This is a genomic window from Bradyrhizobium sp. CCBAU 53340, from assembly GCF_015291645.1.
Taxonomy (GTDB): domain Bacteria; phylum Pseudomonadota; class Alphaproteobacteria; order Rhizobiales; family Xanthobacteraceae; genus Bradyrhizobium.
The window spans coordinates 6,126,329-6,138,320 of record NZ_CP030055.1; the positions used below are offsets into that span (position 1 = coordinate 6,126,329).

Below are 11,992 nucleotides of genomic sequence, written 5' to 3' on the forward strand. Positions count from 1 at the left end.
AATATCGAGATCGTCCAAGCGCCTGCGAACTAAATTAGATCGCCTTCGCCGCGACTTTGGCCGCGGCGAGGATCTCGCGCCTGATGGCATCGTCCTTCACCGCACGCGCCATGTCGGCCGCGCCGGTCAGGATCGCCAGCAGCGCCAGCGCGCGCTGGCGCGCGTGCATGCCGCGAAAACCTTGCGAGACGAGGTCCGCGAGGCGCTCCAGCTCCCCCTGATAGACAGCGCGCGTTGCGGCATCCGAGCGCGCGACATCGGAGGAAAAGCTCGGCAGCGCGCAGGCTTCATCGAGGCCGACCTCCATCCGCTCACCGAGATAGAAATCGATGAACGGATCGCGCCAGCCGCTGCCATGTTGCGCCTGAAACTGGGCGATGCCGCCGCGCAGGAAGGCGAGCCCGTCCGCAACCGCGAGCCGGAACGCATCGGCCTTGGAGTCGAAATGGGCGTAGAACGCGCCCGAGGTGAGGCCCGCTCCCTTCGCGAGCGCGTCCACACCGGCGCCGCCGAACCCGCCGGTGCGGAAGCCGCGCCCGACGGCATCTGCCAGCCGCGCGCGCGCGTCGCCATCGCTCTTCTTCGGTCGTGCCATTGAAGGTCACCTCTCGATAGCGATCGTTATATTACGCTTGACGAGATAACGATCGTTATGTTTTGTATAACGACCGTTATATTACGGTTCAAAGGGAGACCTCACATGCCTATCCAGATCATCGTTCCCGAAGGTGCGCTGACGCCATCAGGAGAAGCCGAGGCGTTCGGCAAGCTGACCGAACTGCTGCTGCGGCTGCACGGCCTGACCGGCAACCGCTTCATGACGCCGAACGTCATCGGCGAAGTCACCGTGGTGCCGAAGCGGCGCACCTATTCCGGCGGCAAGCCCGCCGACATCGCGGTGTTCGAGCTCAAGGTGCCGTCATTCGTGCTGCCGACGCAGGAGCTGAAGGACGCCTGGATATCGGAGGGAACGGCCATCATCGAGAAGGCCGCCGAGGGACGCATCAAGCGCGAGCACATTTTCGCCAATGTCAGCTACGCCGTCGACGGCGGCTGGGGCATCGGCGGCGAGGCGTTCAGCAACGCCGCGCTTGGATCGGCGGTCGCCGCGGCGGCTTGAGTCAAATCATGGGACAGATGGTGGGCAAGGCGCGTTGCGCCTTTGCCCACCTTACCGCAGCGGTGCCTAGAACAACGACCCCTGCCCGTCATCGGCCGACGCGCCTGCCGTCTTCCGCGCGATCTTCTTCGGCTTCACCACCTCCGCCTCCGCCTCCGCCTCCATCTCCTCCGCGCTGATCGGCAGCAATAGCTGCTCGTCGTCATTGGCGACGCGGTTGACGCGGCTGGAGACCGGGTGCCAGGCGAATTCGCCGATCCTTGGTGCGCTCATCAGCGGCAGGATCACGTCGATCTCGTCACCGCGACAATCGAGCCAGCGCTCGAAATCGCGCGGGCTGATGGTGACGGGCACGCGGTCATGCAGCGCTGCGAGGTCCTCGCCTGCGGCCGCCGTCACGATCGCCACCGTGTGGAGTTCCTCGCCGTTCGGCCCGATCCAGGTCTCGAACACTGCGGCAAAACCGAGCGGCGAACCGTCGGCGTGATGGATGAAGAACGGCTGCTTGCGGCCGCCCTCGGCCTTCCATTCATAATAGCCGTCAGCCGGGATCAGACCGCGCCGCCGGCGAATCGCCTTTTTGAACGCCGGCTTCTCCAGCACCGTCTCGGAGCGGGCGTTGATCAGGAGCGTAAAGCCCCTGGGGTCTTTGACCCAGCTCGGCAGCAGGCCCCAGCGCATCAGGCGAAAATGGCGTGCGCCGTTTTCGACCAGGACGACCGGAATCGGTTGGGTCGGGGCGACATTGTACCGGGGCGGGAAATTCGGCTGCTCGATATAGCCAAACAGTTGCCGCAAAGCCGCCGGGGCCGAAGTTATGACGAAGCGTCCACACATCTTGGGGCGTCTATATAGGGTCCGTTGAGGTCCTTTTAACCCCGAACGTTAACACTGCGGCCGATGAGCTCAATGGCCTCCCAACCCGCAACGCGCGCACAGACGGGCCCCGAGGCCGCGGCCTGGGCTGAGCGGCTGCGCGTGGCCAATATCAACCCGCGGACCGGGCTTGCCACTGACTATCTCAACCATTTCAATGAAGCCGTGATGCTCCTGGAGATGGTTCCGGATATGCCGGAATGCGCCGAGGATTTTCTGACCTGGTCGCCGCTGTCCTATGCCGAGCATTTTACGGCCTCGAACTTCAAGGCACGCGATCTGGCAATTGAAGCCTATGAGAAGGCAGAGCCGTCCGTGCGCGCCCAGTTCGACCACATCACCGACACCATGACCTCGATCCTGACCGCGGTTGGCTCGGCCATGCGCGAGGTCGAGAAAGACACGACCCGCGTTCGGCTCGCCGAGCAGGCGACGGCTTGGGTCAAGCCGCTGATCGCAGCCTGCGGCGGCATCATCAATGGCGGCGCGGAAGCCGACGTCGACACCATTATGGCGAATTGAGCCAGGTCGTTAAGAATATGGCGTCCGTTATCCAGCCTACCCACCCCCAGATTGCCGTCAGCGCCGCGATTTTCCGCGACGGCAAGGTGCTGCTGACCCGCCGGGCCCGCTCGCCCGCCAAGGGGTTCTATTCCCTGCCTGGCGGCCGGGTCGAATTCGGCGAATCGCTGCATCAGGCGCTCAAGCGCGAGGTCGACGAGGAGACCGGGCTCGCCATCGAGATCGTCGGCTTGGCCGGCTGGCGCGAGGTGCTGCCGGCCGCACCCGGCTCCGGCCATTACCTGATCATGTCGTTTGCCGCCCGCTGGGTGGCCAGGGAACCGGCCCTGAATGACGAGCTCGACGATTTCAGGTGGATCGCCCCGGACGCCCTGGGCAGCCTTGGCGACGTCAAGATGACCGGGGGGCTGGAGGAGATCATCCAGTCCGCCCACCGCCTGATCAGCCCATGAGTCCCGCCGCAGGGCGGGAGGACCATACCGCCGGGGCGGCTCGCCTTGCTTCCCCGGCCTCGACGGGGCATACAGCCCGCCGATGTCGACGCGATTTCTGGCCATTTTTGTCCTGATTCTCGCCTGCGCTTCCGCGCCCGCCCGGGCCCAGGACGTGGCGGCGCCGTTCGATGCCGATCTGCAGCGTCTGGCCGAGATCCTCGGCGGATTGCATTACCTGCGCGGCATCTGCGGCTCCAACGAAGGCAACAAATGGCGCAGCGAAATGCAGGCGCTGATCGATGCCGAAACCCCTTCCGGCGAGCGGCGCACCCGCATGATCGCGGGCTTCAACCGCGGCTATAACGGCTTTCAGCAGACCTACCGGAGCTGCACGCCGGCCGCGACGGTCGCGATCCGCCGCTACATCGAGGAGGGTTCGAAGATCTCGCGCGATCTGACAGCGCGCTACGCGAACTGAGCTCTCTCCGTCAGCCGAATCCTGAACAGGAAATCCCTCATCCTGAGGAGCGCGGAACGCGCGTCTCGAAGGATGAAGGCCCGGCTGCAGCAGCGGGGTCTCTATGGTTCGAGACGCGTGCTTCGCACGCTCCTCACCATGAGGAGCGGCGGCGGGAACTCTGTCATCGACTTTGTTCACAGCCGTTAACCGTTCTTAAAGATGTGGCCTAGCGGTCGTTAATGCGCGTGCTACACCTCATCTGCAGCGCATCGCCGTGGATCGCGCCCCAGCCCTGATCGAGTTTCATGAGCCAGCCGATTTCCTACGCCCCCGCCCGCGCGCCACTGCCCGATCACGAGCAGAAACAGGCCGCCTTGAGCTATCTGAACGAGGCCTGGGCCGAAGCACGCCATGACGGCGTCGATGGCGACTGCCTGGCACAAGCGAGCCTGTTTGCGGCACTCGCCGAGCTCGTTGGCACCTATGGCGAGGACGCCGTGGCAAAATTCGTCGAGGGCTTTCCCGCCCGCATCCGCAACGGCGAATTCTCGGTCTGCCTGGCAAGGCAGTAAGCCCGCTTTCGAAAATGACCCCGCCACATAAGCGGGGTCCTTCATCAAGGCTCGATCTTGAGCGTCGCTTTCATGTTGGGATGATAGCGGCAGTAATAATCGACCGCTCCCGCCCTCTTCAGGATCGAAGTCGCCGACTTGTTCGGCGGCAGCGTCACGTCGAAATCGCCGTTCTTCGCGGTGGCGGTGTGGGCGAAGACGTCCTTGTTGATCCATTGGATGGTATCGCCGACCTTCGCCGACACCTCGGCCGGCGAGATCACGAGATTCTCCATCGTGATCTCGATGGTCGCAGCGTGCGCCGGGACTGATATCGACAGGAAGGCAATCGCGAGCCCGACCGAACCGAGGCGTCCCGGCTTCATCGCACGCTCCTATTTCAGCTCGGCCGCGACATGTTCGGCATGCTGCTCATGGCCCTGAAAGATCTTCAGGCCGGTCTGCAACAGGCCCTTCAGCTCGGCATTGCTGGCGGACGGAATGAGCTGGGTCTCCAGCGCGCCGTTGACCGTCTTGTGATAGGCGACCTCGTTGGCGACATAGGCCTTGTCGAACGCTGCGCCGTCCAGCTTGTCGAGCTCCGCCAGCTTGTCGCTCGCCTGCTTCGACAGCGCCTTGCTGGTGTCGTTGTCTTCAGGGGTGACGTTCAGCTTCTTGACCAGCGCCAGCGCCTGCTTGTTGACCGCCTCGTGGTCGCGCAGCATGTCCTCGGCAAACGCCTTGACGTCCTTGTTCTTGGCTTTCTTCTGCGCCTGCTTGGCCGCGTTGATGTCGATCACGCCCGCGGTGTAGGCGATGTGTGCGATCTGCGGGTCGGTGAGCTTGTCGGCAGCGCGTGCGCCTTGCAGCAGCACGGGGCTGGACAACAGAATGGTGGCGGCGATCGCCGCGCCCCAACGAATGGACATGGTCTGACACTCCTGTGCTGCCGGGTGCTCTGCCGGCGTTGCTTCACAGGAATTGGATGGGCGTTTCGCGCAAACGTTCCCGAAAAATTTCAGCCGCCGATTCCCAGCCGCTTCAACACCGAATCAGTCAGGCGCTCGCAGCGCCAGCCGGCGAACGGAAACGCATCCATCATCACAGGGCCGATCTCCTTCTCGACATTCTCGCGCAGCATGGTGCGGGCACGATGCAGCCGTGTCTTCACGGTCTCCGGTTTCACGCCGAGCAAGTCGGACGTCTCCTCGATGGTCATCCCCTCCATCACGCGCGCGACGAAGACCATGCGGAAAACATCCGGCAACTCGTCGATGGCGCGTTCGACGACGCGCTGAATTTCACGTTGGGCCATGGTCCTTTCCGGATCGCCTGCGGGAGAAACGGGAAATTTGATGATCTGCGCCTCGAGCGCCTCTTCGCCTATCGCGCCGAGCTCGACATGCGGTTTTGCACTTCTCGCCCGGCCAAGCGCCTCATTGATGGCGATGCGCGACAGCCAGGTCGACAGCGCGGACTCGCCCTTGAAGCCGTCGAGATGGGTGAAGGCGCGGACATAGGTTTCCTGCACCACGTCCTCGGCCTCGCTGTCGCTGCGCAAGATTCCGCGCGCGAGGCGATAGAGCCTGCGGTTATTGGCCTGCATGATCTCGCGGAGCGCGGCCTCGTCCCGGCCCCGCGCCCGGTCGATCAGCTCGGCTTCCGATGGTCTGACACCGGCGGACAGGCCGGCTGCGGTCCGTTGCATGGTGGTCACCTGTCTCCATTGGTTCCGGACATTGGATGCAGGCTGGCAGAAAAGGTTCCCAACTTTCTGCGCCCCTTGGGAGGTAAGATTTTCTCCTAGTCCGTTTCGACCGGGAGCGCTGGATCCCTCGCCCATTCGCCCATGGAAGCATCATAAAGCGTCAGCCGGTCGTAGCCGAGCTGCGTCAGCATCAGCAAATCGATCGTCGCCGAGATACCACCGCCACAATACAGGATCACGTCCTTGTCGCGCGTGACGCCTGCCGCGGCGAATTTGGCTTCGGCGTCGGCCAGCGTCGTCAGCGTCTTGTCGGGCTTCACAAGGGTGGCAGCCGGCACGTTGACGCTGCCGGGCACGCGGCCCGGCCGGCCGTAGCGGCTCGGCTCGAGGCCTCCATGAAATTGCGGCCCGAGCGCGTTGACGGTAACGGTCGAGGGATCGCCGATCCGCGCCTTCACAAAGTTCTTGTCGACGAAGAAGCCCGCGCGCGGCGTGGCCTTGAAAGTTGCCGCCGGATAGCCCTTCGGCGCGCCGGTCTCGACAGGACGCCCCTCGTCCTTCCATTTGTCGAAGCCGCCATCGAGCACGCGCGCCTCGACGCCGAGCGAACGCAGCATCCACCAGAACCGCGTCGCCCACATCATGGTGCCGATGCTGTAGAGCACGATGGTCTTGCTGGCATCGAGGCCATGGCGGCCGAAGGCAGCTTCGAGCTGGGCCACCTCAGGCATCATGAAGAATTGCTGCGCGAAGGTGTCGGAGAACTCTCCTTGCAGGTCGAGAAAATCGGCGCCAGGGATGTGTCCGGCCGCGAAGGTCTTCTCGCCGGGAACGGCGCGATAGGGCACGTCGCTGCCGGACGGCGCGGGTTCAAGATAGGTCGTGCAATCGTAGAGGCGGAGATTGGGATCGCGGAGAATGGCAGCGAGTTGCCCGGTGGTGATGAGGGCGGTGAGCTGGGACATGCGATGACCTCTCCAACGTCGTCCCGGCGAAAGCCAGGATCCATTACCACCGCATTATCTGGCTGCAGGCAAACGTGGCCACAAGTCTTCGCAACAACATCCGGTCGGGGTTATGGGTCCTGGCGTTCGCCAGGACGACACCCAACGTGTGGCGCGCGTTTGCCGATCATCCCCCCTTACTGCTTCAGCGTCTCCAGAAATCGCACTGCCTCGCCCTGCGACGGCGTCACCAGCTCGCCCTGCCACATCACGCGCTTGCCGCGCACGAACGTGCCCACCGGCCAGCCCGTCACGCGCACGCCGTCATAAGGCGTCCAGCCGGCCTTCGACGCCACCCATTTGTTGGTGATGGTTTCGCTGCGCTTGAGATCGACGATCGTAAAGTCGGCGTCGTAGCCGGCGGCGATGCGGCCCTTGCAGGCCATGTTGTATAGGCGCGCGGGGCCGGCGCTGGTGAGATCGACGAACCTTGCCAGCGACAAGCGGCCGGCGTTGACGTGGTCGAGCATCAGCGGCACCAGCGTCTGCACGCCGGTCATGCCGGAGGGCGAGGCCGGATAGGTCTTCTGCTTTTCTTCCAGCGTGTGCGGCGCGTGATCGGAGCCGAGCACGTCGACGATGCCTTGCTCGATGCCGCGCCAGATGCCGGCGCGGTGATCGGCACCGCGCACCGGCGGGTTCATCTGCGTCAGCGTGCCGAGCCGCTCGTAGCATTCCGGCGCGACCAGCGTGAGATGGTGCGGCGTCGCCTCGCAGGAGGCGACGTCCTTGTGGTCGCGCAGGAACTCGATCTCTTCCTTGGTCGAGATGTGCAGCACGTGGATGCGCTTTCCCGTCTCGTGCGCGAGCTTGACCAGGCGCTGCGTCGCCATCAGCGCGGCGGTCTCGTCGCGCCAGACCGGGTGCGAGCGCGCATCGCCCTCGATGCGCAGCGACTTGCGGTCGTTGAGGCGATACTCGTCCTCGGCATGGAACGCGGCGCGGCGGCGGATCACCTGGAAAATGCGGCGCAGGCTCTCGTCATCCTCCACCAGCAGCGCGCCGGTCGAGGAGCCGATGAAGACCTTGACGCCCGCGCAACCCGGCGCGCGCTCCAGCACTGGCAGGTCCTGCACGTTCTCGCGGGTGCCGCCGATGAAGAAGGCGAAATCGCAATGCATGCGGTGATGGGCGCGCTTCACCTTGTCGGTGAAGGTGGCCTCCGTCACCGTGAGCGGCGAGGTATTCGGCATCTCGAACACGGCGGTGACGCCGCCCATCACGGCGCTGCGCGAGCCGGTCTCGAGATCCTCTTTGTGATCCAGCCCGGGCTCGCGGAAATGCACCTGCGTGTCCATCACGCCGGGCAGGATATGCAGGCCCTTGCAGTCGATCACCTCCGCCGCGGAGCCTTGCGACAGCGGGCCCAGCTCGGCGATGCGACCATCGGCGATGCCGATGTCGCGAATGGCCTCGCCGTCCTGGTTGACGACGGTGCCGCCTTTGAGGATCACATCGAAGCGCTGGGTCATGGCTGAGGGCCTCTCTCATCCCCAAGCGCAGGGCTCGAGGTCTTGTCGTTTATGCCTTGCGGGCTTACGTTCCGGAGCAACATGTCGCAAGAGATTTTCGCATGAAATCAGCGTTTCTTCCGGACCGGGGCGTGATCAAGGTCGCCGGCGAGGACGCACGCAACTTCCTCAACGGCCTCATCACCACCGATGTCGACAGGCTCAAGCCGGGGCTTGGGCGATTCGGCGCGCTGCTGACGCCGCAGGGCAAGATCATCGTGGATTTCCTGATCACGGAAGCCCCTGGCGGCCATGGCGGCGGGTTCCTGATCGACTGTCCGAAGCCGCTGGCCGATGGCCTCGCCACCAAGCTGAAATTCTACAAGCTGCGCGCCAAGGTGACGGTGGACATCCTCGATCTCGGCGTGCTCGCGGCCTGGGATGGCCAGCTTGCGGCGCAACCGGACCTCGCCTTTGCCGATCCCCGCAATGCCGAGCTCGGCACGCGCATTCTGATCCCCGAGGATCTCAAGCAGAAGCTGTCCGACCTGATCGGCGCCGAGCTGGTCGATGCGGCCGACTATGAGGCGCACCGCATCGCGCTCGGCGTGCCGCGAGGCGGGCTCGATTTCACGTACAGCGACGCGTTCCCGCACGAGACCAACATGGACCGCCTTGCCGGCGTCGATTTCGACAAGGGCTGCTATGTCGGCCAGGAGGTCGTCTCGCGCATGCAGCATCGCGGCACCGCGCGCACCCGCAGCGTGAAGGTGCTTCTCGACGACCTCTCGCCGGAGGTCGGCGTCAGCGTCATGGCTGGCGACAAGCCGGTCGGCACCATGGGCTCGTCGGCGCGAGGCAAGGGCATCGCGCTGGTGCGCATCGACCGCGTCGCGGACGCGCTTGATGCCGGCCAGCCGCTGACCGCTGGCGGATTCACGCTGAAGCTGGCAGACCCCGAAATCGTCCGCATTCCCGCAAAGCAGCCCATCGCATGAGCCGCGCTCCCCGCCTGCATCCCGACGGAAAGACTCGCTGCCCGTGGCCCGGCGAGGATCCGCTCTATGTCGCCTATCACGACACCGAATGGGGCGTGCCTGAATATGACGACCGCGCGCTCTATGAAAAGCTGATCCTCGACGGTTTTCAGGCCGGCCTGTCCTGGATCACGATCCTGCGCAAGCGCGACAATTTCCGCAAAGCCTTCGACGATTTCCAGCCGGAAAAGATCGCGCGCTACAGCGAGAAGAAGGTGCACGCGCTGATGAACGACGCCGGCATCGTGCGCAACAAGGCCAAGATCGACGGCGCGATCCTCAGCGCGAAGTCCTACCTCGACATCATGGAGAAGGGCCCCGGCTTTTCGAAGCTGTTGTGGGACTTCATGGGCGGAAAGCCCAAGGTCAATAATTTCAAGACCACCGCGAGCGTGCCGGCCTCAACGCCGTTGTCGGTGCAGATCTCCAAGGAGCTGTCCTCGCGCGGCTTCAAATTCGTCGGCCCGACCATCGTCTATGCCTTCATGCAGGCGACCGGCATGGTCAACGACCATCTCATCGACTGCCATTGCCACGCGACCTGCAGCAAGCTGCAGCGCAAGCCGCGCCTCAAGGCCAAATGACGGCCAGGAAGACCGCGCGCTCAGTAGAGTCCCGCGCCTGGCAGCGCATGCTGTCGGGCCGGCGGCTCGACCTGCTCGATCCCTCCCCGCTCGACGTCGAGATCGCAGACATCGCACATGGGCTGGCGCGCGTTGCGCGCTGGAACGGGCAGACCACAGGGGCGCATATCTTCTCGGTGGCGCAGCACACGCTGTTGGTGGAGCTCGTGCTGCGGCACGAGATGCCCAACGTCGACCAGCGCATGCGGCTGGCCGCGCTGCTGCACGATGCGCCCGAATATGTGATCGGCGACATGATCTCGCCGTTCAAGGCGGTGCTTGACGGCCATTACAAGGCGGTAGAGAAGCGCCTGCTCGGCGCGATCCACATCCGCTTCGGCCTGCCGCCGGTGCTGCCTGACGAGATCACGCAGGCGATCAAGGCCGCCGATCGCGGCGCGGCCTATCTCGAGGCGACCGAGCTCGCCGGTTTCAGCCAGAGCGAGGCCAAGCGCCTGTTCGGCAGGGATCCGGGCCTCTCTGACAGTATCCGGCGCGACTATCTGACGCCCTGGACGGCGGCGCGGGCCGAGAAGCAGTTTCTGGAACGGTTTGGCGCCGTGTTTGCGTAGGTCTTGTGGTAGATCTCGTAGGGTGGGCAAAGGCGCACTTGCGACGTGCCCACCATCCCCTTCGCGCTTGCGACAAAAGTGGTGGGCACGCTTCGCTTTGCCCACCCTACGGCGATCGTTATAATCGCCCCAAAAGGTCCGCCATGATCCACGTCTGCTCGCTCGCCGCTCTTCCTGAAACCGTTCGCCGCACCGGGGCCAGCCATGTGCTGACCGTGATGGCCAATGTCGAGCAGGTGGCACGGCCGGTCTCTGTGCTCCCGGCCAATCATCTCAAGGTGTCGATGGACGACATCACCGAGGAGATGGACGGCTTCGTCGCGCCATCCGAGGCGCATATCGACCAGGTGTTGAATTTCGTGCGCGGCTGGGACCGCGCTGCGCCGCTCGTGGTGCATTGCTATGCCGGCATCAGCCGCTCCACCGCGAGCGCGTTCGCCGCCGTCTGTGCGCTCAATCCCGACCGTGACGAGATCGAGATCGCCAAGAAGATCCGCGCCGCCTCCCCGATCGCCTCGCCGAACCGGCGCATTGTCAGCCTTGCCGACCGCGCGCTCGGGCGCAATGGCCGCATGCTGCGTGCGCTCGACGAGATGGGTCCGGGCGAGATGTTGGTCGAGGGCCGCCCCTTCGTGATCGAGCTCGAATGACAGCAGCGATCTTGGGATGAGCGACAAGCTGCTGACGCCGATCGAGATCGGCCTGACTGCCGCGATCGTCGCGATCGAGGATCACGAGCCGCTGGTGCTGACCGCGCGCGGCGCCGACGGCCTCGTTGGCCTGCCGTTCGGTCCATTCGATGCGCCGAGCCATCGCACCTTCGAGATCGGCCTGCGCGCCTGGGTCGAGGAACAGGCGGGATTGCGGCTCGGCTATGTCGAGCAGCTCTATACGTTCGGCGATCGCGGCCGTCATGCCGAGGCCGGCGACACCGGCGCGCATATGGTGTCGATCGGCTATCTGGCGCTGACGCGCGGCGCCGAGGGCGCTGCGAATGCCGCGAGCTTCGATCCCTGGTATCGCTTCTTCCCCTGGGAAGATTGGCGCGAGGCGCCGCCCGCGATCATCGCCCGTGACATCATTCCGGCGCTGACGAGATGGGCCGAGGAAGAGACGCCCGAGACAACGCGCGCGCTGGCGCGCAAGGATCGCGTGCGGTTCTACTTCGGCCTCGAAGGTGCTTCCTGGGACGAGGAGCGCGTGCTCGACCGCTACGAGCTGCTCTACGAGGCCGGCCTTGTCGAGGAGGCCCGGCGCGACGGCCGCCCTGCGGCACTGGCGCGCAAGACGCTGCCAGCCCTCGGCACCTCCATGCGGTTCGACCACCGCCGGATCCTCGCCACGGCGATCGCCAGGCTGCGCGCAAAGCTGAAGTATCGTCCTGTGGTATTTGAACTTTTGCCCGCCGAGTTCACACTCACTGAGTTGCAGTATACGGTGGAGGCGATCTCCGGCCGGCACCTGCACAAGCAGAATTTTCGCCGTCTGGTCGAAACCGAAGCGCTGGTCGAACCGACCGGCGTGATGTCGACACAGACGGGCGGGAGACCGGCGGCACTCTATCGCTTTCGCCGCGACGTGCTCCAGGAACGGCCGGCGCCGGGCTTGCGCGTACGCTCCCGGCGCTAGATCAA

Annotated in this window: 17 protein-coding genes; 10 read left to right on the top strand and 7 right to left on the bottom strand. The window is 64.7% G+C overall.

The window, feature by feature from the left end; translation table 11 throughout:
- Positions 1–34: 34 nt before the first annotated feature.
- Positions 35–595, bottom strand: a complete 561-nt coding sequence (locus tag XH89_RS28960; RefSeq protein WP_194463763.1) for a TetR family transcriptional regulator — start codon at positions 593–595, stop codon at positions 35–37.
- A gap of 105 nt (positions 596–700) precedes the next feature.
- Here XH89_RS28960 and XH89_RS28965 point away from each other — a divergent pair, with 105 nt between their 5' ends.
- Complete coding sequence (locus XH89_RS28965) at positions 701–1,120, top strand: Tautomerase enzyme (RefSeq protein ID WP_194463764.1); 420 nt, start codon at positions 701–703, stop codon at positions 1,118–1,120.
- 66 nt (positions 1,121–1,186) lie between these two features.
- Here the strand turns inward: XH89_RS28965 and XH89_RS28970 are convergent, their stop codons facing one another.
- Positions 1,187–1,957 carry an SOS response-associated peptidase gene (locus tag XH89_RS28970; protein WP_194463765.1) on the bottom strand — a complete coding sequence of 257 codons (771 nt, stop codon included), beginning with the start codon at positions 1,955–1,957 and terminating at the stop codon, positions 1,187–1,189.
- A 63-nt stretch (positions 1,958–2,020) separates the two neighbouring features.
- Here XH89_RS28970 and XH89_RS28975 point away from each other — a divergent pair, with 63 nt between their 5' ends.
- The 4 genes from XH89_RS28975 to XH89_RS28990 all read left to right on the top strand — a co-directional run bounded on the left by XH89_RS28975 (position 2,021) and on the right by XH89_RS28990 (position 3,984).
- The gene (locus XH89_RS28975) at positions 2,021–2,518 is read left to right on the top strand and encodes a hypothetical protein (RefSeq protein WP_194463766.1); all 498 of its coding nucleotides are present in this window, start codon (positions 2,021–2,023) and stop codon (positions 2,516–2,518) included.
- A gap of 17 nt (positions 2,519–2,535) precedes the next feature.
- Entirely contained in the window at positions 2,536–2,970 is a 435-nt protein-coding gene (locus XH89_RS28980) for an NUDIX hydrolase (protein ID WP_194463767.1), read from the top strand.
- An 82-nt stretch (positions 2,971–3,052) separates the two neighbouring features.
- Entirely contained in the window at positions 3,053–3,430 is a 378-nt protein-coding gene (locus XH89_RS28985; RefSeq protein ID WP_194463768.1) for a TIGR02301 family protein, read from the top strand.
- 287 nt (positions 3,431–3,717) lie between these two features.
- Positions 3,718–3,984 (top strand): hypothetical protein, encoded by a 267-nt coding sequence (locus XH89_RS28990; protein ID WP_092227477.1) that lies wholly within the window; start codon positions 3,718–3,720, stop codon positions 3,982–3,984.
- A 44-nt stretch (positions 3,985–4,028) separates the two neighbouring features.
- On the opposite strand, the gene XH89_RS28995 is transcribed toward XH89_RS28990, so the two are convergent.
- The 5 genes from XH89_RS28995 to XH89_RS29015 form a co-directional block, all read right to left on the bottom strand.
- Complete coding sequence (locus tag XH89_RS28995; RefSeq protein WP_194463769.1) at positions 4,029–4,349, bottom strand: cupredoxin family copper-binding protein; 321 nt, start codon at positions 4,347–4,349, stop codon at positions 4,029–4,031.
- A gap of 9 nt (positions 4,350–4,358) precedes the next feature.
- Positions 4,359–4,892 carry a DUF4142 domain-containing protein gene (locus XH89_RS29000; RefSeq protein WP_194463770.1) on the bottom strand — a complete coding sequence of 178 codons (534 nt, stop codon included), beginning with the start codon at positions 4,890–4,892 and terminating at the stop codon, positions 4,359–4,361.
- Positions 4,893–4,981: 89 nt separating this feature from the next.
- On the bottom strand, positions 4,982–5,671 hold the full coding sequence (locus XH89_RS29005) for an RNA polymerase sigma factor (RefSeq protein WP_194463771.1): 690 nt from the start codon (positions 5,669–5,671) through the stop codon (positions 4,982–4,984).
- Between the two features lie 95 nt (positions 5,672–5,766).
- Complete coding sequence (locus XH89_RS29010) at positions 5,767–6,636, bottom strand: sulfurtransferase (protein WP_194463772.1); 870 nt, start codon at positions 6,634–6,636, stop codon at positions 5,767–5,769.
- 176 nt (positions 6,637–6,812) lie between these two features.
- Entirely contained in the window at positions 6,813–8,147 is a 1,335-nt protein-coding gene (locus XH89_RS29015) for a dihydroorotase (protein WP_194463773.1), read from the bottom strand.
- 101 nt (positions 8,148–8,248) lie between these two features.
- Here XH89_RS29015 and XH89_RS29020 point away from each other — a divergent pair, with 101 nt between their 5' ends.
- From XH89_RS29020 to XH89_RS29040, 5 genes are all read left to right on the top strand, one after another.
- Entirely contained in the window at positions 8,249–9,124 is an 876-nt protein-coding gene (locus tag XH89_RS29020) for a folate-binding protein YgfZ (protein ID WP_194463774.1), read from the top strand.
- Positions 9,121–9,747, top strand: a complete 627-nt coding sequence (locus XH89_RS29025; protein WP_194463775.1) for a DNA-3-methyladenine glycosylase I — start codon at positions 9,121–9,123, stop codon at positions 9,745–9,747. Before XH89_RS29020 ends, XH89_RS29025 begins: the two co-directional genes overlap by 4 nt.
- Entirely contained in the window at positions 9,744–10,358 is a 615-nt protein-coding gene (locus XH89_RS29030) for a YfbR-like 5'-deoxynucleotidase (protein ID WP_194463776.1), read from the top strand. The genes XH89_RS29025 and XH89_RS29030 overlap by 4 nt, the downstream gene beginning before the upstream one ends.
- A gap of 143 nt (positions 10,359–10,501) precedes the next feature.
- Positions 10,502–11,008: a tyrosine phosphatase family protein gene (locus XH89_RS29035; RefSeq protein WP_194463777.1), complete on the top strand. Its 507-nt coding sequence runs from the start codon at positions 10,502–10,504 to the stop codon at positions 11,006–11,008.
- A 16-nt stretch (positions 11,009–11,024) separates the two neighbouring features.
- A complete protein-coding gene (locus XH89_RS29040) occupies positions 11,025–11,987 on the top strand; it encodes an NAD regulator (protein ID WP_194463778.1) in 963 nt (320 codons plus the stop codon).
- The last annotated feature ends 5 nt before the right edge of the window (positions 11,988–11,992 follow it).

Coding starts and splice junctions, on each gene's coding strand:
- XH89_RS28960 (WP_194463763.1), bottom strand. CDS start 595: ATGGCACGACCGAAGAAGAGCGATGGCGACGCGCGCGCGCGGCTGGCA.
- XH89_RS28965 (WP_194463764.1), top strand. CDS start 701: ATGCCTATCCAGATCATCGTTCCCGAAGGTGCGCTGACGCCATCAGGA.
- XH89_RS28970 (WP_194463765.1), bottom strand. CDS start 1,957: ATGTGTGGACGCTTCGTCATAACTTCGGCCCCGGCGGCTTTGCGGCAA.
- XH89_RS28975 (WP_194463766.1), top strand. CDS start 2,021: ATGAGCTCAATGGCCTCCCAACCCGCAACGCGCGCACAGACGGGCCCC.
- XH89_RS28980 (WP_194463767.1), top strand. CDS start 2,536: ATGGCGTCCGTTATCCAGCCTACCCACCCCCAGATTGCCGTCAGCGCC.
- XH89_RS28985 (WP_194463768.1), top strand. CDS start 3,053: ATGTCGACGCGATTTCTGGCCATTTTTGTCCTGATTCTCGCCTGCGCT.
- XH89_RS28990 (WP_092227477.1), top strand. CDS start 3,718: ATGAGCCAGCCGATTTCCTACGCCCCCGCCCGCGCGCCACTGCCCGAT.
- XH89_RS28995 (WP_194463769.1), bottom strand. CDS start 4,349: ATGAAGCCGGGACGCCTCGGTTCGGTCGGGCTCGCGATTGCCTTCCTG.
- XH89_RS29000 (WP_194463770.1), bottom strand. CDS start 4,892: ATGTCCATTCGTTGGGGCGCGGCGATCGCCGCCACCATTCTGTTGTCC.
- XH89_RS29005 (WP_194463771.1), bottom strand. CDS start 5,671: ATGCAACGGACCGCAGCCGGCCTGTCCGCCGGTGTCAGACCATCGGAA.
- XH89_RS29010 (WP_194463772.1), bottom strand. CDS start 6,636: ATGTCCCAGCTCACCGCCCTCATCACCACCGGGCAACTCGCTGCCATT.
- XH89_RS29015 (WP_194463773.1), bottom strand. CDS start 8,147: ATGACCCAGCGCTTCGATGTGATCCTCAAAGGCGGCACCGTCGTCAAC.
- XH89_RS29020 (WP_194463774.1), top strand. CDS start 8,249: ATGAAATCAGCGTTTCTTCCGGACCGGGGCGTGATCAAGGTCGCCGGC.
- XH89_RS29025 (WP_194463775.1), top strand. CDS start 9,121: ATGAGCCGCGCTCCCCGCCTGCATCCCGACGGAAAGACTCGCTGCCCG.
- XH89_RS29030 (WP_194463776.1), top strand. CDS start 9,744: ATGACGGCCAGGAAGACCGCGCGCTCAGTAGAGTCCCGCGCCTGGCAG.
- XH89_RS29035 (WP_194463777.1), top strand. CDS start 10,502: ATGATCCACGTCTGCTCGCTCGCCGCTCTTCCTGAAACCGTTCGCCGC.
- XH89_RS29040 (WP_194463778.1), top strand. CDS start 11,025: ATGAGCGACAAGCTGCTGACGCCGATCGAGATCGGCCTGACTGCCGCG.